Here is an 18529-nt window from a genome sequence, read left to right on the forward strand (position 1 = left end):
GGCGGCATCTCCCTCCGGCCGTGACTGCCGGAGGGAGTGGCCACAGTGCAGCGTAGTGACAGGTCTATGTCAATAGATGCTCGAAGTGGCGGCCTACTGTGCATCATTGAGCATCACCGCGCGTCGGCGGCTCCCGCCACCGCCACCGGCGACGACCCGCCCGCGACGGACAGCCGGGGTGCTCCGGTGCCGTCCGCGGGGACGCTCCAGATGTCACTGGCGCGACCGCCCGCGCCCGGCAGGGCGTAGGCGACCGTTCCGTCGTCCGTCCAGGCCGCCTGGTCGTCCACGCCGCGGGTCTCGGCGAGCGCGGTCTCGGCCATCGTCCGCAGATCGAGTACGTACAGCCGCCAGGGTGCGGCCGGATCGCCGGACACCTTCTTCTTGAAGGCGACCCGGGTGTTGTCGGGCGACAGGGAGGGGCATTCGACGTTCTCCCGCAGCGTCCTCGCCGACCAGTCGGACATGTTCCCCTCGACGAGGTACGTACGCCCCTTGGTGGAGACGGTCGCGTAGAACCGGCTGTCGTCCCGGGCGAAGCTCACGCCCCAGTAGTTCACATCGGGGGAGTGGTACCGGACGCCGTCGATCGTGAGCGGTATCTCCTCCAGGGACTTCACCAAGTACCCCGTGCGCAGGTCCAGGACGGCCGTCCGCGTGGAGAAGCCGGTGGTGGAGTACGAGTCCCCGCTGGCGAACACCGTCCAGGCGAGCATCTGCCCGGACGCGGACACCCGGGCCCGCGTCGGAACCCCCGGCACGGTCGTCCGGCTCACCTCGCGCAGGCTCCGGTCGAGGACGACGGCGTACGTCTTCGGCAGTACCCCGGGCTCGGCGCGCAGGCAGAGCGCGGTGCCCCCGGCGGCGTGGAACCGGTCGCAGACGGGGCCGCCCGCGGTGCGCCCGGCCGTACCCTCCGTCGCGGTGAGGGGCTGGTGCGCCACCCGGCCCGTGGCGGAGTCGCGGAAGTACAGGGCGGGACCGCCGAGGGTGAAGGAGGCGTCGGCGCCGCCCCGTTGGCCGGCCGGCCGGTGCCCGGCGTGCAGGGCGTACCCGGTGGCGGAGCCCGCCAGGAGGAGGACCGCGGCGACCGTGACGGCGGTACGGGCCCGGGCGCCGAGCCGGCGTGCGGGCGCGGGCCCGGTGAGCGGTGTGGTCATGAGGTGCTCCTCTCGCTGGTGGGGGGTGCTGCGGGCTCCGCGGCTCGGGCTTCCGGGGCTCCGGTGGCTCCAGGGGTTCCCGGATCGCGCGGCAGGAGCGCCCAGCCGCCCGCCAGCGCGGCGAGCAGCACCGCCGTCGCCCCCCACAGGGCGGGCCGCGGCCCCCACACCGTCCACGCGGCGCCGAAGCCCGCCGCGGCGAGCATCCGGGCCACTGCCTGGCCGGTCTGGAGCACGGCCAGCCCGCCCGCCCGGCCCCCGGCGGGCAGCACCGGCCCGGCGAGGGCCATCAGCACCCCGTCGGTGGCCGCGTAGAACACCCCGAGCAGGGCGAGGACGGCCGCGAGGAGCAGCGGGACGGGCCCGCCGGCCGGGGCGAGCAGGACCAGGTAGGCGCCGAGCAGGGCGAGGTGCCCGTACAGGAACGGCAGCCGGCGCCCGACCCGGTCGGCGATCCGGCCCACCGGGACGGCCAGCAGCAGGTAGCCCGCTGCCGCCCCGAGCGGCAGCAGGGGGAACCAGCCCGGGTCCAGGCCGAGGCGGCGCTGGAGCAGCAGGTAGACGAAGGCGTCGCCGATGGTGGCGCCGCCGAGCAGGGCGGCGGCCCACAGGATCCGCCGGAAGCCGGGGTCGCGCAGCGCCGCGAAGGCCTTGCTCCGGGTCGGAGCCGGGCCGGGCGCGGCGGCCGGGCGGTGGTGCCCGGGAACATAGAGCACCAGCAGCAGCACGCCGAGCAGGCCGCAGCAGAAGCTGGCGACGAACACCGCGTCGTACGCGCCCGCGGTCGCCCAGAGCAGGGCGAAGGCGGCGAGCGGGCCGAGCAGGGCGCCGGTGGTGTCCATGGCCCGGTGCACGCCGAAGGACCGGCCGAGCTCCTCGGGAGGGCTGCTGAGGGTGATCAGCGCGTCGCGGGGCGCCGTGCGGATGCCCTTGCCGACCCGGTCGGCGGCCAGGGCCGCGGCGATCCCGCCGGTGGCGCCGCCCGCGAGCAGCAGGCCGAGCCGGGAGCAGGCCGAGACGGCGTAGCCGATCCCCGCGACGTGCTTGTACCGGTGGCCGCGGTCGGCGAGGTGTCCGCCGAGCAGCCGCACGACCGCGCCGGCCGCCCCCATCAGCCCGTCCAGGAAGCCGAATTGGAGGGGGGACAGGCCGAGTCCCAGGACGAGGTAGAGCGGGAGCACCGCGCTGACCATTTCGGAGGAGACGTCGGTGACGAGGCTGACCGTACCGAGCGCCAGGACGGCGGCGGGGACGCGCCGGCCCGCCCCCGTGACGGGGGGCGGGGCCGGAGCGGCCCGGCGGCCAGTGGTGGCCAGGTACATCAGTGGCAGGTGTACTTCGGGCTGGTGTCCTTCGTCGTCCCGTCGGTGGCGACGTAGCTCCAGCCGTAGCCGGAGTCGGTGAAGTCCAGCTTCAGGACCCCGTACGTACCGCTGATCCGCTTCTGGCTGTTGGGCTGGACGTTCTCGATGTCGTACGGCTCGGCGCCGCCCATGCCGCCGACGATCTCGGTGATCCCGTCGGCGGTGGCCTTCCCGTTCGGGTCCTGCGGGGCGAACCGCTCGTAGTGGTGGTCGTGCCCGTTCAGTACGAGGTCGGCCTTGGCGCCGTACAGGATGTTCCAAACCGGCTTGCTCACGGGGTCGTTGCCGTGACCGCCGGAGGAGTACAGCGGGTGGTGCCAGTAAGCGGCTATGCAGCCCTTGGAGTTCGCCGCGAGATCGGCCTTGAGCCAGTCGATCTGGGCCTTCTGGTCGAAGGAGTTGGAGTCGAGCGCGATGAAGTGCCAGTTGCCCTCGTCGAAGCTGTAGTAGCTCTTGCCCTGGGGGTAGGCGACGGCACCGAAGTACGCCTTGTAGCCGGCGAGCGATCCGGCCGGGTCGTAGGTCTCGTGATTGCCCGGCACGGGACGGGTCTTGTCCTTGAACGCGCCCCACGAGGTGTCGTAGTAGGCCCGGTAGTCGGAGATCCGGGCGTCGTCGTACTGGTTGTCACCCATCGTCAGATAGAACTTCGGGTTGATCTTCTGGGCCTGCGCCGCGGTCTTGGGGTGGGCGCAGGAGCTGTCCGAGGCGGTGCACTGGGCGGCGATGTCGCCGGCGGCGACCACGGTGAAGGCGCCGGTCGGCGGGGGCGTCCCGCCGTCGGGGGTGCCGTACACCTCGACCTCGTAGAGGGAGTACCCGTAGGCGGTGCCGCGGGCGGTTCCGTACACGCGCAGGTAGCGGCCCTTGCCGGAGAGGCCGGTCCAGTCGTCGGTGCCGCCGTTCCCGGCCGTCTCGTTGGCGAGCCGGGTCCAGGTGGTGCCGTCGGCGGAGATCTCGACCCGGTACGTCTTGGCGTACGCGGCCTCCCAACGCAGCGCCACCCGTGTGACGTTGGCGTTCGCGCCGAGGTCGACGCGGATCCACTGCGGGTCCTTGCCCTCTACGCTGGCCCACCGGGTGGTGGAGCTGCCGTCGAAGGCGTTCTGCGCACCGAGGCCCGAACTCTCCGCGGAGGAAGCCGTGGCGGGCTTGCCGCGCGAGATGAGGGGGTCGGCGGCGGCGCCGGCCCGATCGGGATAGGCGAGCAACATGGCGCCTACGAGGAGAAGTACGGCGGTGATGACCACGCCGACCGTGCGGCGCGGTGTGTGAACATGAGGTGTGCTGGGGGTGTTCAGGCGCATTCCTGACTCCCTGGCCTGGTGGGTGGCGAGAGCTGGCACCGGTACGAGACCCTGCGCCCCCGCCCGGTTGAGGGCAAGGGCGGGCGTGGTCACGGCGGCCGGGTCAGAGCTCTCGCTGAGCGCGTCATGCCCGCGGATGCGGGCACCGCGCCGGGCCGCCGAAGCGGGATGCTAGCAAACAGGAAACTTTCCTACTAGTCATTCGCGGCAGGAGCTTCGAGGCGGATGCGGCACGCGCCTCGGGAGCGTTCAGGAGATCGCGTACCACTGGCTGGCCCAGCCGGTGTTGATCGTGCTCGTGGACTGCTCGGCGAGGTTCACGCTCGCCGGGAGCGAGGTCTGACCGGTCAGGACGGTGCTGTAGCGCAGGCTGGGCGGGTTCAGGCCCGCGTTCACCGAGATCCCGGCGCCCGTGGCCTTCAGGGTGAGGGCGTTCGTGGCCCAGCTGCCGTTGAGGAGGAGGGCGACGAAGTACGTGCCGGGGGCGGCGGTGAAGGGCTTGGCGAGGGGGAACGGCTTGGCTATCGCGTCGGTCATCAGCTGCGGGGAGACGTCCGCGGTGGAGGCGACCAGGGTGCCCTTGGCGTCGTACACGCCGAGGTAGCAGTTGGACAGCTGGGCGTTCGGGTCGATGCCGGCCAGCCCCAGCCAGATGCTGGACCAGGTGAGCTGCTCGCGCAGCACCATCCGCACCAGGGTGACCCGTCCGCCGACCCCGGCCGCGGACTGGGCGGTGACGTGCCCCGCGTCGTTCGGGTCCCCGGTCCAGGCCAGCAGGTTCTGGTCCTGCGGCCGCGGCCCCTCGAACCCGCCGCCGGCCGGCACCGGAGCGGGGGACGCCGCTGCCGGGTTCCCGGCCCCTGCCCCCTTCCCGGCCCTGCTCCCCTCGGACGCCGAGCAGCCGGACAGGACGAGGGTCGCCGCGAGCATGGCGGCGAGGCCGGCCGAAGCGGTGGTGGTACGGGTGCGCATGGTCCCCCCATGTGGTGCTGATGTGCGAAGGAAGCCATGGTCACACGGGCTGCGCGCGTCCCCGTACACGGCCCTGCCGGTCCCCGCGGACCTCCGCGGGCCCCCTCCGCCGCCTCCGTCAGAGGGCGAGCAGGGCCAGGATCAGCACGGCGGGCGGCAGGAACAGGGTGAGCAGGTGGACCACAGCGGTCCGGGTCATCCCCAGGGCGAGGAACAGCACCAGCCCGCCGGGCCGTCGCCCCGGCGCGCTCGTCTCCACCGCCCTGTGACGCTCATGGGGCGAAAGCCTATCCAGCCACCCGCGACCGGACCCCGACGGGATCGCCGCCGAGGGGACCGCCCCCGACTGGACCGCCCCCGGTCACTGGCCCACCCGCCCGTCGACGCATTCGCGCAGCAGGTCGGCGTGCCCGCAGTGCCGGGCGTACTCCTCGACCCGGTGCACCATCAGCTCCCGCACCGGGAGCCGGTCCTTCCCCAGCCGTTCGCCCAGATCCGGATGCGCGGCCAGCGCCGCATCGGTCAGGCCCTGCTCGCGCTCCAGATCGGCGTACGCGCCGTCGACCACGGTTTGGTCGGCGACGGCTCCCTCGAAGTCCCCGTCGCGCACTCCGTACAGCTTCGGCAGCGGCTCGCCGTCGGTGATCCAGTTCTGCCAGTCCCGTTCCACCTCGGCGAGGTGCCGCAGGAGGCCGAGCAGCGACATCGTCGACGGCGGGACCGACCGGCGGGCCAGCTGCTCCGGATCCAGGCCCTCGCACTTCATCCGCAAGGTCAGGCGGTAGTCCGTGAGGAAGTCCTGGAGGGTTGCGAGCTCACCCTCCGCACTGTTCCCGCCGCTGTTGCGGGGGTCGTCGTCCGGGTCCACCCACATGTCGGGGTAGATGGTCGACCGGGTCCATCGCTCGCCTTGATCACTCATGCGGTCCATGCTCGTTCGCCGGGGAACGGCTCGCCAGCGGATTTCCCCCGGAACGCAGAATGGCAAGGAGGTTTTCCCACTCCTTGCCACTCTCAACTTATAGCGCACCGGGGGGCTTGCGGCAAGGCCCTGGTGGTGACGCAGAATCACCGACCGAAGGTGAAACCCGTGGAAATGGTGATGGCGTGATGACTGCAGTGCCCCAGACGACCGAAACTGCCGAAACTGCCAGCACGACGGACACAACCAACACGACCGACACAACCAACACGACCGACACGACCGACACGACGGACACGACGGACGTGATCGTCGTCGGCGGCGGGCCGACCGGCCTGATGCTGGCCGCCGAGCTGCGCCTGCACGGCGTCCGCGTGGTCGTGGTCGAGAAGCTGCCCCGGCCCACCGGAGAGTCCCGCGGCCAAGGCCTGCACGCGCGCAGCGTGGAGCTGATGGACCAGCGCGGCCTGCTGGACCGCTTCCTCGCCGTCAGTGAGAAGTTCCAGGTCGGCGGCCTGTTCGGCGGCATCATGAAGCCGTGGCCGGACCGGCTGGACACGGCGCACCCGTACGGCCTCGCCATCCCGCAGCCCGTCACCGAGCGGCTGTTGGGCGAGCACGCCCTCGAAGCCGGTACGGAGATCCGGCGCGGCTGCGAAGCCGTGGGCCTGAGCCAGGACGAGGACGGGGTGACCGTCGAGCTGGCGGACGGTACGCGCCTGCGCTCGCGCTACCTCGTCGGCTGCGACGGCGGCCGCAGCGCGGTGCGCAAACTGCTCGGCGTCGGCTTCCCCGGCGAGCCCGCCACGGTCGAGACCTTGTTGGGCCAGATGGAGGTGGCCGCGGATGCGGAGACGATCGCCGCCGTCGTCGCGGAGGTCAACAAGACCCAGCTCCGCTTCGGCGTCCACGCGGGCGAGGACGGGTCGTGCCGCATCATCGTCCCTGCCGACGGCGTGTCCGAGGACCGCAGCGCGCCGACGCTGGAGGAGTTCAAGCAGCAGCTACGGGCCTTCGGCGGAACCGACTTCGGGGTGCACTCGCCGCGCTGGCTGTCCCGCTTCGGCGACGCCACCCGGCAGGCCGAGCACTACCGGGTCGGCCGGATCCTGCTGGCGGGCGACGCGGCGCACATCCACCCGCCGACCGGCGGCCAGGGACTCAACCTCGGCGTGCAGGACGCCTTCAACCTCGGCTGGAAGCTCGCCGCCGCCGTCAACGGCTGGGCCCCGCAGGATCTCCTCGACAGCTACCACGCCGAACGCCACCCGGTGGGCGCCGCCGTACTGGACAACACCCGCGCACAGATCACGCTGATGGGGAGCGAAGCGGGTCCCACCGCACTGCGGAAACTGTTCGCGAAGCTGATGGACTTCGAGGAGGTGAACCGGTACGTGACGGGGATGATCACCGCGGTCGAGGTCCGTTACGACTTCGGCGAGGGCCACGCACTGCTCGGCCGCAGGCTGCGGGACGTGCGGCTGAAGCGGGGGCGCCTCTACGAGCTGATGCACGCCGGCCGCGGACTCCTGCTCGACCAGACCGGCCGGCTCTCGGTCTCCGGATGGGAGGACCGCATCGATCACGTGGTCGACGTCAGCGAGGAACTCGACGCACCCGCCGTGCTGTTGCGCCCCGACGGCCACGTCGTGTGGGCCGGGGAGAACCAGCACGACCTGGACCCCCACCTGCCGAAGTGGTTCGGCACCGCCACGCCCGGGTCGGTGAGCGTGCCGGGGTAGGCGGAAAGGGTGCGCAGGCGGGCCCGCCGACCCCCCCCTCGTTACGGAGCTCCGCCTCGGCATGGCACCGCGCGGCCCCGTCATTCCCGTGCCCGTCGGCCCAGTTCGCCCGCGTCACCCGGTAGAGAGCCTTCAGTACCTTCAGCGCCTTCAGCTCCTCCACCACCCGCCCGCCCCGAACCCGCCCCGGGGACCGCTCGCGGCACCCTCGCTGACGATGCGGTCTCAGCTGCCGTTGTAGCGGGTGCCGTCGAACGTGTAGGGCCAGGACACCTCGGCGGCGACGGACACCTTGCCCGGTCCGGCCGGGATCTTGAGCACCGTCATGCTCAGCTGGGTCTGGGTGTAACCGTTCCAGCGGATGCCGGTCGTCCCCGTCCATCCGCTGGAGGTGAACGTCTGGTAGCGGCCGGGTCCCATGTCGACGGTGAGCGTGTTCACCGACAGGCAGGCCACCAGCGCACCCCCGTCCACGGTCCGCCACAGGGGCCCGTACGGGGTGCGCGTGGGCTCCTGCTTCATCGTGAGCGACTTCGGCCTGCCGAGTCGCGCGGACAGCCCCTTGCGTCCTTCGGCGTTCTTCACACGCGCCGCGGCGATGTCCGCGTCCCATGCCGCGTCCGAGGGGTCCGTACCGTCCTTGCTGTTCCCGTAATCGTGGTAGCGGCCGCAGACCTCGGCCGGATCCGCGCCCAGCTGTGAGGTGTCGCCGCCGGTGACGGCTTGGCCGTCGGGTCCGACCGCGGGCTCGGGGAGTGCTCCGACGGTCGGCGCGAAGGCCCGGAAGGCGGCACGCCAGGTGCCGTCCTTTCCCTGGTGGTGGAGGGTCCAGCGCAGCTCGGCAGACTCCTTCGAGGCGCCGACCGTGTGGCTGCTCACCTCGCGCGCGGCCAGGATCCACCGGTCGCCCGCATCCGTACCGGCGCCCGCCCAGGCGTGGACAGCGGGTGCGACCTCGGGCGAGTTGGTGGGCCCGGGCGGCGTGCTGGTCCCGTACTTCCGGCCGGCGTCGGCGGCGGCGAGCTGCTGGTCCAGCCACGGCCCTTCGGCGGACGCCTTGATCACCTCCGGATCCAGGCTCTCCTGCTCGGCACGCTTGTCGACCTCCTCGGCCAGGCGGCGGGCTTCGTCCGCGCTCAACGCCTTCGCAGCGCCCGGGGACCCCTTGCTTCCCTCGGCGCCGCTCACCGCCCCGGACCCCTTCGCGGCCGGCGCGCTCTCGCACGCGACCGCCCCAAGTACCACCACCGCAGTGACCAGCGGCATCAGTCGCCTCATCAGTCGCCCCCCTAGGCATACAGAAAACACACCTGATCTTGCCTCAGGCGTCGGCGGATCACCTCGTGATCCCACCGTCGTTCGGCACGCTCCTCCTCGATACGGCTCCTCGACGTGGACTGTCGCCCTGTCGCCCTGTCGCCCTGTCGCCCTGTCGCCCTGTCGCCCTGTCGCCCTGTCGCCCGGCCGTCCGGCCGTCGACCGGGTCCGTTATCTTCAGGCCATGTTGATCACCGCGTACATGTGTGACTCGGTGAAGCTGCCGGGTGGGGACGCACTCGTCAACGGCTTCGCCTTCGAGGGGCGTGGGGACGGGCCGCGCCGTGCCCTCCTCCGGAAGGGGCGGGACCTGCGGGTCTACGACCTGTACGAGCTCTTCGCGGGGGAGCGCGCACCGGCCGCGGTCTTCCCCGTCCCCTGGCCAGGGTGGGAACACGGTGTCCATTCGGTGAGCCCCGACGGCTCGTTCGCGGTGTTCTCGGGCCAGCGCGCGGTGAGGGCCGTGGGCGTGGACGGCGAAACGCTGTGGGAGTACCGGCACGGCTGCTGGGGGACCGTACTCGGCCACCCGCACACGGGCGACGACCAGGAGGTGTGCCGCGGACTCGAACACGGATCCTGCCGGGTCTCCGACGACGGCCGACTCGTCTGGGCGCACGTCGTGACGGACCCGGAGGAAAGGGGAGGGGCAGGGGGAGCGGACGGGCAGGAATACTGGGTCGTCCTGGACGCCCTCGACGGACGGGAACTGGCCCGGCTGCCGCTGGACAGCGCGGCCGCGGGTTCACATCACGTCTCCCACCACGACGGCATCCACATGGGTCTGTGCATCGGCATGGGCCAAGACGGCATCCTGCTCCACTGGGCGAGCTGGAACGGCGAGACCCTGACGGGTTGGGACCTCAACGCGTCCATGGACCGCATCCTGGCGGACGTCCACACGGGGCTCCCGGGCTTCCTGACGGTCGAGCACTACGGAGCCGACCTGCAACTGCACACCCTGGACGGCGCCGTCCTCTCCGAGGCGGCGCCGGAACCGTCCGACGCCGAGGATCCGCCCTACTGGGACTACAGCTGTGGCTTCGTAGACGCCGGAACCGTCATCGCCTCGACGGTCGAATACGACGAGGAGCCGGAGCGGGCCCGTCACTGGCTGCTCGATGCCCGCACCTTGGAGACGCGCGGGACGGTCGGATATCCGACGGGCCCCGCCGACAGTTACGTCCGCCCGCTCGGCGACGGGACCTGGCTCACGTACGACGACAAGAGCGAAACGCTCCACCGCTGGCGGGAAGCCACGCCGTAGGCAGGGCGCTCAGCCGTTCCCGGCGCCACCCCCGGCGTGATGACGCCGGTACCCACCCCGAACGTGCCGTCGCCGTCCGCGAACAGCGCCGGTCCGACGGTGGAGAGGCTCGGGCGGGTGGTGGTCGAGAACCGCAGCGCCCAGTGGCTCGTGAACGCGTCGGTGCCGCACACGTACTGGTGCCAGGCGTGCCGGCCCTACAGGAGCCGTATCGCAGTCCGGACGAGGTCGGCGACGGCTCTGGACCGGCTGTGCGGTGGCCAGGCGATCACGGTGGTGACCGGGGGCGCGTCCAGCACGGGTACGGCGGCCAGGTCGGCGTGCAGTTGGGCGCGGCACGACTGCGGTGAGACCGCGCAGGCCCGGCCGAGCGCGACGAGCTGGAGCAGCTGCGCGTGGTCGCGGACCTGCGGGCCGGGGCCGGGCAGGTAGGTGCCGTCGGGTTCGGGCCAGCGCGGCAGGGGCAGACCCGGCAACCCGGTGATGTCGGCCATGCGCACATGGGCCCGGGCGGTGAGCGGATGCCCGGCCGGCAGGACCGCGACCTGGCCCTCCGTGCTGAGCTCTTCGGTGTGGAACCCGGCCGTCGAGTCGAACGGCCGGTGCAGCAGCGCCACGTCGGCCCGGCCTTCGCGGAGCAGTCGTGCCTGCTCCGCCGGGCCGCACAGAATGACCTCGACGGGAACCGCGCCGGGCTCGGCGGCATACGCGTCGAGCAGCTTCGCCAGCAGTTCGCTGGACGCGCTGGCCTTCGTGACCAGGACCAGGCCGGGACCGCCGGTCGCGGGCAGCGCGGCGCGGCGGGTCCGCCGCTCGGCCGCGCCGACCGCGTCGAGGGCCGCCCGGCCCTCGACCAGCAGCACCCGGCCGGCTTCGGTCAGCGTGACCGTACGACTGGTCCGATCCAGCAGCGCTGTCCCGAGTCGGCGTTCGAGCTGCTGGATCGCCCGGGACAGGGGCGGCTGCGTGATCCCGAGCCGCTGTGCGGCGCGCCCGAAGTGCAGCTCTTCGGCGACGGCGACGAAGTACCGCAGTTCCCGGGTCTCCATGCCGCCACGGTATCCCGGATCGATACCCGGACGGTATCGCTGCCCACTCGATCGGTGTTGGACCCCGTCGGGCCCGGCGAGCAGCATGGTCCCCATGAGCGAACGAACGACGGCGCTGGTCACCGGCGCCAACAAGGGAATCGGCTACGAGATCGCTGCGGGCCTCGGCGCACTCGGCTGGAGCATCGGCGTCGGCGCCCGCGACGAACAGCGCCGCGACGCCGCGGTGGACAGACTGCGCGCGGCCGGAGTCGAGGCGTTCGGCGTACCCCTGGACGTGACCGACGACGCGAGCGCGACCGCCGCCGCACGGCTGATCGAGGAACGGGCCGGACGCCTCGACGTGCTCGTCAACAACGCCGCCATCACCGGCGCCATGCCCCAGGAACCCACCCGGGTCGATCCCGCCACCATCCGGACGGTCGTGGAGACCAACGTGATCGGCGTCATTCGCGTCACCAACGCGATGCTGCCGCTGCTGCACCGCTCCGCCTCACCACGGATCGTGAACATGTCCAGCAGCGTAGGCTCCCTCGCCCGGCAGTCAGGACCCGATGCCGCGCAGACGGCAGGTCCGGTGTCCGCGGCGTACGCGCCGTCGAAGACGTTCCTGAACGCCGTCACGCTCCAGTACGCCCGGGAGTTGACCGGTACGAACATCCTGATCAACGCCGGCTGCCCCGGCTACGTCGCGACCGACCTCAACGGCTTCCACGGCGTGCGCACCCCCGAACAGGGCGCGGCGATCGCCGTCAAGCTCGCGACCCTGCCCGACGACGGCCCGACCGGCCAGTTCTTCAACGACGCCGGCGTAGTTCCCTGGTGAGGCGCAGGACCGTCACCGCCCACCCGTGCCGGATCCCAGGGGACGGCATCCCAGGCTGTTCCGGCGCTGCTCAGGGCCACGCGATCACCACGCGCGGGCTCAGGGCGCTGTTGTGGCCCCGCCAGACACCCGCTCAGTACTCGGTAGAGCCGATGCACGGCGTCCCGTACGGTCGGCCCGTGATGATCAAAACGGGCGACCCCCGCAGTCTCGGCGTCCCTTCCTCCGAGGCGCGGCTGCACTTCGATACGGAACTGCAGGAACTCGGCGGCGGGCCACGCCGACGCTTGCTCATGGTCGACGACGCGCCTGCCTTCGAGCTCAGCTTCTACTGCGGAACGTGCCCGCTCCTGTTTCGCCGGCTGGAGACCGCGAGGGAGAAGCTGTCCCTGGAGAGCATGCAGGAGCGGCTCACCGGTTCACTGGACGATCCGAACGACGGCGGCGTGATCGATGCGTTCGGCGCGTTGCTGCCGGATGGCGAGTACCTTCCGCTGCTCCTGGACGTGGAACCCCGGCTGGTCATCCCCGGCAAGGAGGGCGACTACTTCAGTGGCGAACAGGTCACGACGTGGGGGGTCGATCAGTTCTGGGGCCTCCCGGAGTACCCGCACACCCCGTACTACCGGACCTTCGAGACCGCCGTCGATGCGAACGCCCACCTCTACGAGTTCATCGTGCCCATGGTTCCCCCGACGTGGAACGACAGGGAGCGCGTCGAGGAGTACGTCGGGTTCATGGAGCAGGGGGCGGTCCCCACGGCGGTGGCGATCTCCACGCTGGACGTGTGCCAGCCCGCCATCGACCGGGGAGACGACTACTTCGTGCACTGGGGCCTGACTCACTTCCTCCTCGACGGCCACCACAAACTGGAGGCCGCCGCCACAGCCGGTCGACCCGTGCGGATCCTCTCTCTCCTGACCTTGGGCGAGAGCCTGGCCGGAACGGACGACAGTGCCCGGCTGCCTGCCCTGCGCGCCCAACCGCGCTCGGTCCGACCAACCGGATCGTCGACCCGCTAGATCCTGCCCGCAGGTCTGGCCTGGTTTGGAAGCAGCTGGATGTGGGCCGGCGGGATGTCTACGGCCATCCCAAGCGCGATGTCACCCAGATTTCGGAGGGCGGTCCGTCGTGGGTCGCGCCGTTCACGCGCCACGAATCGTTCCACTCGACGTTCCACACCTGGCCTTGAGAGTTCTCGAACTCCACGAAACTCCCCGGAGCCCCTTCGAGGAGCGCGAGCTCCCCGAGCAGCACGTCGTGCGTGGTGAACCCATGGGACGGGCCCACACTGCCGCCACCGGTCCGGGTGTTCTCGTAGCGCATCCGAAGGTACGGAACCGGGTGCCGGGAGATGATCGTCGGCCGCAGCATGCGCTTGAACCGCAGAACGGCTTCCTCCAGGCTTTCGTCTCCGCGGAACTCGCACCGGTATGCGGGGAAGACCGCTGAGACGACCTCGTTCAGGGCTTCGTTTCGCCCGTGGTGATAGCCGTGCACGGGCGGTGCGGCCGCTGCCACCGCATCGAACCGGTAGGTCCCGTAGGAGAAGCCGGTGACGACTTCGAGTGCTCGATGTCCGGGTCCGCGCCCGAGGCGGTGCTGCCTCGCGAAATCTAGAACAGCCCTGGTCAGCCCTTCGTCATGGACGTCCAGCGAGTTCATTTGGTAGGCCCACTGCCCGTCAGTGTCCATGGCGAGGGAGAACACGAAGCGCGACATGGGAGACCAACGCCAGGCCGTGGGCAGGCCGGGTACCTCCTCGGCGTTCCCGATTTCTGCGACAGCCTGTTCGATGTTCATGCCCGTCATCTCTCCTCCCCGCTGAGGTCGAACACGCCCCACGCCGTGGACGGCTCGGCCTGGACGTAGATCCTGCTTCCTCGGCCGACGACCCGCCGGCGGCCGGGGGCCCGGCCACCAGGCAGGGTGAGCAGGCCGACGTTCGGGCACTGCGGTGAACAGGTCGTAGGGCCGGCCATCCGGTGTCAGGGTTGCCCAGAGCAGCCGATCAGTAAGCAGGAGGGCTCGGTCATCCCGTGCCAGGAAGGTGAGGCCAACTACGGGGTTCCGACCGGGCTTCCGTGATGGCTATGGCAGAAGGGCGGGTCGCGTCCGGGTAGGGAGTCGCCGTGCGGCCGAACTCCGTCCCGGGCGATGCCTAGTTCGGGTCTTCCCGGGCCTCGTACCCTGCGAGGCCGACTCCGAGGAGGGGCGGGACGAGGGTGTGCAGGTACCAGGCGAGGTCGGTGAACTTCGGTGCGTCCGGGATGCGTCGGCGGTCGATCGTGGGGAGGAAGGAGACCTTGCTGCGCCGGGCGTAGAACATGAGCATGCCGCCCGTCCCGCCCTGCGGGTGGTACACGTTCAGAGCCACGGTGTAGGGCAGGTTCGCCGCGGCATCCAGCTCCGCGAGTACGGCGTCGAGGCGGTCGGGGGTGCTGTCGTACCAGTCGTGCATGTCGTCTGCGTCATTGATCATGTACGAGATGTAGCCGGGGCGTTCCTCGGCGGACCAGCCCGCGGGGGTCAGTACGTCCAGCAGGGTGCGCACGGTGGTCGGGTACGCGAACGTGAAGTCGATGTCGGCTTGTCGGTTTCCCACGTACGCCTCCGGGCGCTTGATCGGTCGCGTCGCATACTCCCCGCTGTGCAAGGTGCCGTCGACCCGATTTCCCCTGGGGCCGCTCCGGCCGACCGTCGAGCGGCAGGCGCTTTGACTGCAGCGCGCTCGAGCCGGCCGGGTCCTCGGTTGGCGGGCGGGGCCATCGGAGAACGGCCGCCGTGGCGGGCCTTCGGGGGGACGGTTTCGCCGGGATCGGTACCGCGCCTCAGCTGCTGTCGGCTGCCTGCGTCCAGCTCACCGAGTGGTGCAGCAGTCGCTCGTCCTCGCCGACCGGGAGCATTCCAGCTGCCGTCATGACGTGGTGCGAGGCCGTGTTCTCCCGGCCGGTGTCGCCCGGCGGCACGGAGACCTTGGAGTCGCGCTGTTCGAATTATGTTCGATACGGTGGTTGTATCTGGTCAAGATGGCTGGAAAGGGGTGGTCGGGCGATCGGAGGTGGGCCGTGGGCGGCGGTGTGCACCTCCATGCCGCGAGCGGCTACTCGGCTCGGTACGGCGCCTCGCACCCCTCTGACCTGGTGAAACGGGCCGCCGAGCGAGGGGTCGGGACGCTTGCGCTCGCCGATCGGGACACCGTCGCGGGGGCGGTCCGCTTCGCGAAGGCGGCTGCCGGGGCGGGGGTCCGTCCGGTCTTCGGGGTCGACGTGGCTGTCCACCCCGCCCCCGCCGCCCCCGGGTCCGGCGGCAGTGTCGGCCCCGCCGGGGCGCGGCCGCGGACGCCCGTGCGGGGTGGTGCGTACGTCGTCGAGCCGGCGCTGCGGGTCACCCTCCTCGCGCGGGACGCGGACGGATGGGCCCGGCTGTGCCGCCTGGTCTCCGCCGCCCATGCGGGTGCGGAGGACGGAATCCGGGCCGCCCCCGCCCAGCCCGTCGTGTCCTGGTCCCTGCTGGAGCGCTACGCCGGCCAGGGACTGGTGGTCATGCTCGGCCCCGTGTCCGAGCCCGTGCGCGCCCTCGCGGCCGGCCGGCCCGACCTGGCCGAGCGGCTGCTCGCCCCGTGGCGGGAGATCGTGGGCCCCGGGCTGCGGCTGGAGGTGCTCTGGTACGGGCTCCCCGGCACCGGGCCGGGCTCGCTGCGCCTGGCCGCCCGCACGCTGGGGCTGGCCGACCGGCTCGGCGTCCCGGCGGTGCTCAGCAACGCCGTCCGCTACGCCGACCCCGCCCAGCACCGCATCGCCGACGTACTGGACTCCGCCCGGCTGCTGCGCCCCATCGACCGCCGCCGGCTGGACTGCGGCGAGCGCTGGCTGAAGGGGCCGGACGCGATGGCCCACGCCGCCGAGCGGATCGCCGCGGCCACCGGCCCGGGCGCCGGCTCGGGCGCCGCCTCGGACCCGGCCCGGGCGGCGGAGCTGCTCGCGGAGACCGTGCGTACGGCGGAGCTGTGCACCGTCGACCCGGTGGCCGACCTCGGCATCGGCATCGGCCCCGCCCCCGCGCGGTCCAGCTTCCCCGAGCCGCAATCGGTGGGCGCCGGACCCGGCGCGGACGGGGCCGCGGCCCTGCTGCGCCGCCGCTGCGCGGAAGGGATGTTCGCGCGCGGCCTGGACCGGGACCCGCAGGCGGTCCGGCGGCTGGAGCACGAGCTCGGGGTGATCGGGAAGCTGGGGTTCGAGTCGTACTTCCTGGCGGTCGCCCAGGTCGTCACGGACATCCGGGCCATGGGCATCCGGGTCGCCGCCCGCGGGTCCGGCGCGGGGAGCATGGTCAACCACGCCCTCTTCATCGCCACGGCCAACCCCCTAGAACACCACCTGCTCTTCGAACGCTTCCTCAGCGTCCGCCGCCGCTCGCTCCCCGACATCGACCTCGACGTGGAGTCGGCCCGGCGCCTGGAGGTCTACGACCGGATCATCGAGCGGTTCGGCACCGAACGGGTGGCCGTCGCCGCGATGCCGGAGACCTACCGGGCCCGCCACGCCCTGCGCGACACGGGCCTGGCCCTCGGCCTGCCCCCGCAGACCGTCGACATGATCGCGAAGTCCTTCCCGCACATCCGGGCCTGCGACATCCGCGGGGCCCTCGCCGAGCTCCCCGAGCTGAAGGAACTCGCCGCCGAGGCGACCTCGTACGGCCCGCTGTGGGAGCTGGCCGAGGGCCTGGACGCCCTCCCGCGCGGCTACGCCATGCACCCGTGCGGAGTGATCCTCTCCGACGCCGCGCTCCTGGACCGGCTGCCGGTGCAGCCCACCCCGGGCGGCCGGTACCCGATGGTCCAGGCGGACAAGGAGGACGTCGAGGACCTCGGGCTCGTCAAGCTCGACGTGCTCGGGGTACGGATGCAGTCGGCGATGGCGCACGCCGTCGCCGAGATCCGCCGCACCACCGGCCGCCAGCTCGACCTCGACAATCCCGACCACGTCCGGCTCGACGACCCCGAGGCGTTCGAGCTCATCAGGCAGGCCCGGACCGTGGGCATGTTCCAGCTGGAGAGCCCCGGCCAGCAGGACCTCGTCGGCCGGCTCCAGCCGCGCGGGGTCCAGGACGTCATCGCCGACATCAGCCTGTTCCGGCCCGGTCCGGTCAAGGGCGGCATGCCCGCCCTCTACATCGCCGCCCGCCACGGCGCCGCCGCCCGCTACCCGCACCCCGACCTGGAGCCCGTACTCGCCGACACCTACGGCGTGACCATCTGGCACGAGCAGATCATCGACATCTTCGCGGTGATGACCGGCTGCGACCGGGCGCTGGGCGAGATCGCCCGCCGCGCCCTCGCGGGCCCCGACCGGCTGCCCCGGGTGGAGGCGTGGTTCCGGCAGCGGGCGGCCGCCCGCGGCTACGGCCGGGAGGTGCTCGACGAGGTATGGGGGATCGTCGCCGCGTTCGGCGCGTACGGGTTCTGCCGCGCGCACGCCGTCGCCTTCGCCGTGCCCGCCCTCCAGTCGGCCTGGCTCAAGGCACACCACCCCGCCGCCCTCTACGCCGGGCTGCTGGAGCACGACCCCGGCATGTGGCCCGCCCGGGTGATCGTCTCCGACGCCCGCCGCCACGGCGTGCCCGTGCTCCCCGTGGACGTCAACCACTCCGCGTCCGACCACCGCGTCGAGCGGACGGCGGACGGGGCCTGGGCGGTACGGCTCTCCCTGTCGACGGTGAAGGGGACCGGCGCCGAGGAAGTGGCCCGCATCGCCGCAGGCCGGCCCTACGCCTCGCTCCAGGACTTCTGGGAGCGGGCCCGCCCCGCGCTCCCGACCGCCGAGCGCCTGATCCGGATCGGCGCCCTCGACACCCTGCGCGGCCGCCTCACCCGCCGCGACCTCCTCCTCCAGGTCTCCGAGCTCCACCGCCACACCCGGGGGCGCGCGGTCGACGGACAACTCGCCCTCGGCGGCACGCTCGTGACCGCCGCACCGTCGGGGCTGCCGGAAATGACCAGCCGCGAAGCCCTCAACGCCGAGATCGAGGTCCTGTCCATCGACGTCTCCCAGCACCTCATGGAGCACCACCACCGGCTGCTCCGCGAGATCGGCGCCGTCGACTCCGCCCACCTGGGCGCGATGCGCCCCGGGCAGCCGGTCCTGGTCGCCGGAGTCCGCGCCTCGACGCAGACACCACCGATCCCTTCGGGCAAGCGGGTCATCTTCGTGACCCTGGAGGACGGCCAGGGCCTCGTCGACATCGCGTTCTTCGAAGACAGCCACGACGCCTGCGCCCACACGGTCTTCCACTCCGGGCTGCTCCTGGTCCGCGGCACCGTCGAGGCCCGCGGACCGCGCCGCACCGTGGTCGGCCAGATGGTCTGGAACCTCGAGGAGATCGCGGCCGCCCGCCGCGACCAGGGCCCCGAAGCCGCACTCGCCCTGCTCGGCCGCGCCGATCCGGCCCCCACGCCGGCCCAGGGCGCCGCCCGGCCGCGCACCCTCGCCAACGGCACCAGCGGAGCCCGCCTGCACCCGTACGCGGACCTCCAGCCCGCCGGCAGCCGCGCCGCCGACCTCAAGTCCCTCGGCTACACCAGCCCCGGATCGGCGGGGTGAC

General features: G+C 72.1%; 17 protein-coding genes. 5 read left to right on the plus strand and 12 right to left on the minus strand.

What is annotated here, in order from left to right; genetic code table 11:
* Window positions 1-113: 113 nt before the first annotated feature.
* The 6 genes from ACFWNV_RS05765 to ACFWNV_RS05790 all read right to left on the minus strand — a co-directional run bounded on the left by ACFWNV_RS05765 (window position 114) and on the right by ACFWNV_RS05790 (window position 5734).
* On the minus strand, window positions 114-1160 hold the full coding sequence (locus ACFWNV_RS05765; RefSeq protein ID WP_383941027.1) for a TolB family protein: 1047 nt from the start codon (window positions 1158-1160) through the stop codon (window positions 114-116).
* Entirely contained in the window at window positions 1157-2482 is a 1326-nt protein-coding gene (locus ACFWNV_RS05770) for an MFS transporter (protein ID WP_383941030.1), read from the minus strand. The genes ACFWNV_RS05765 and ACFWNV_RS05770 overlap by 4 nt, the downstream gene beginning before the upstream one ends.
* Window positions 2482-3831 carry a discoidin domain-containing protein gene (locus tag ACFWNV_RS05775; protein ID WP_383941033.1) on the minus strand — a complete coding sequence of 450 codons (1350 nt, stop codon included), beginning with the start codon at window positions 3829-3831 and terminating at the stop codon, window positions 2482-2484. The genes ACFWNV_RS05770 and ACFWNV_RS05775 overlap by 1 nt, the downstream gene beginning before the upstream one ends.
* Window positions 3832-4080: 249 nt before the next feature.
* Window positions 4081-4803 carry a hypothetical protein gene (locus ACFWNV_RS05780; protein ID WP_383941036.1) on the minus strand — a complete coding sequence of 241 codons (723 nt, stop codon included), beginning with the start codon at window positions 4801-4803 and terminating at the stop codon, window positions 4081-4083.
* A 118-nt stretch (window positions 4804-4921) separates the two neighbouring features.
* A complete protein-coding gene (locus ACFWNV_RS05785) occupies window positions 4922-5062 on the minus strand; it encodes a hypothetical protein (protein WP_383941039.1) in 141 nt (46 codons plus the stop codon).
* A 102-nt stretch (window positions 5063-5164) separates the two neighbouring features.
* On the minus strand, window positions 5165-5734 hold the full coding sequence (locus ACFWNV_RS05790) for a DinB family protein (RefSeq protein ID WP_383941042.1): 570 nt from the start codon (window positions 5732-5734) through the stop codon (window positions 5165-5167).
* Between the two features lie 179 nt (window positions 5735-5913).
* On the opposite strand from ACFWNV_RS05790, the gene rox reads away from it, so the two are divergent.
* A complete protein-coding gene (rox, locus tag ACFWNV_RS05795) occupies window positions 5914-7467 on the plus strand; it encodes a rifampin monooxygenase (protein ID WP_383941044.1) in 1554 nt (517 codons plus the stop codon).
* A gap of 225 nt (window positions 7468-7692) precedes the next feature.
* Here the strand turns inward: rox and ACFWNV_RS05800 are convergent, their stop codons facing one another.
* Window positions 7693-8745, minus strand: coding sequence for a hypothetical protein (locus tag ACFWNV_RS05800; RefSeq protein ID WP_383941047.1), 1053 nt, complete (start codon window positions 8743-8745; stop codon window positions 7693-7695).
* A 223-nt stretch (window positions 8746-8968) separates the two neighbouring features.
* On the opposite strand from ACFWNV_RS05800, the gene ACFWNV_RS05805 reads away from it, so the two are divergent.
* A complete protein-coding gene (locus ACFWNV_RS05805) occupies window positions 8969-10051 on the plus strand; it encodes a hypothetical protein (protein ID WP_383941050.1) in 1083 nt (360 codons plus the stop codon).
* On the opposite strand, the gene ACFWNV_RS05810 is transcribed toward ACFWNV_RS05805, so the two are convergent.
* Window positions 9964-10224, minus strand: coding sequence for a DUF6193 family natural product biosynthesis protein (locus ACFWNV_RS05810; RefSeq protein WP_383941053.1), 261 nt, complete (start codon window positions 10222-10224; stop codon window positions 9964-9966). The genes ACFWNV_RS05805 and ACFWNV_RS05810 overlap by 88 nt on opposite strands.
* Before the next feature lie 24 nt (window positions 10225-10248).
* Window positions 10249-11100 carry a LysR family transcriptional regulator gene (locus ACFWNV_RS05815; protein ID WP_383941056.1) on the minus strand — a complete coding sequence of 284 codons (852 nt, stop codon included), beginning with the start codon at window positions 11098-11100 and terminating at the stop codon, window positions 10249-10251.
* Between the two features lie 94 nt (window positions 11101-11194).
* On the opposite strand from ACFWNV_RS05815, the gene ACFWNV_RS05820 reads away from it, so the two are divergent.
* Together ACFWNV_RS05820 and ACFWNV_RS05825 are read left to right on the plus strand one after the other, a co-directional pair.
* A complete protein-coding gene (locus ACFWNV_RS05820; protein ID WP_383941059.1) occupies window positions 11195-11926 on the plus strand; it encodes an SDR family NAD(P)-dependent oxidoreductase in 732 nt (243 codons plus the stop codon).
* Window positions 11927-12108: 182 nt separating this feature from the next.
* Window positions 12109-12948, plus strand: coding sequence for a hypothetical protein (locus ACFWNV_RS05825; protein ID WP_383941136.1), 840 nt, complete (start codon window positions 12109-12111; stop codon window positions 12946-12948).
* A gap of 58 nt (window positions 12949-13006) precedes the next feature.
* Here the strand turns inward: ACFWNV_RS05825 and ACFWNV_RS05830 are convergent, their stop codons facing one another.
* The 3 genes from ACFWNV_RS05830 to ACFWNV_RS05840 all read right to left on the minus strand — a co-directional run bounded on the left by ACFWNV_RS05830 (window position 13007) and on the right by ACFWNV_RS05840 (window position 14895).
* Window positions 13007-13729 carry a hypothetical protein gene (locus ACFWNV_RS05830; protein WP_383941062.1) on the minus strand — a complete coding sequence of 241 codons (723 nt, stop codon included), beginning with the start codon at window positions 13727-13729 and terminating at the stop codon, window positions 13007-13009.
* A gap of 358 nt (window positions 13730-14087) precedes the next feature.
* A complete protein-coding gene (locus ACFWNV_RS05835; RefSeq protein WP_383941065.1) occupies window positions 14088-14531 on the minus strand; it encodes a hypothetical protein in 444 nt (147 codons plus the stop codon).
* Window positions 14532-14757: 226 nt separating this feature from the next.
* A complete protein-coding gene (locus ACFWNV_RS05840; protein ID WP_383941067.1) occupies window positions 14758-14895 on the minus strand; it encodes a hypothetical protein in 138 nt (45 codons plus the stop codon).
* Between the two features lie 60 nt (window positions 14896-14955).
* On the opposite strand from ACFWNV_RS05840, the gene ACFWNV_RS05845 reads away from it, so the two are divergent.
* Window positions 14956-18528 carry a DNA polymerase III subunit alpha gene (locus ACFWNV_RS05845; RefSeq protein WP_383941070.1) on the plus strand — a complete coding sequence of 1191 codons (3573 nt, stop codon included), beginning with the start codon at window positions 14956-14958 and terminating at the stop codon, window positions 18526-18528.
* The last annotated feature ends 1 nt before the right edge of the window (window position 18529 follow it).

This window comes from Streptomyces sp. NPDC058401 (assembly GCF_042722885.1).
Taxonomy (GTDB): Bacteria; Actinomycetota; Actinomycetes; order Streptomycetales; family Streptomycetaceae; genus Streptomyces.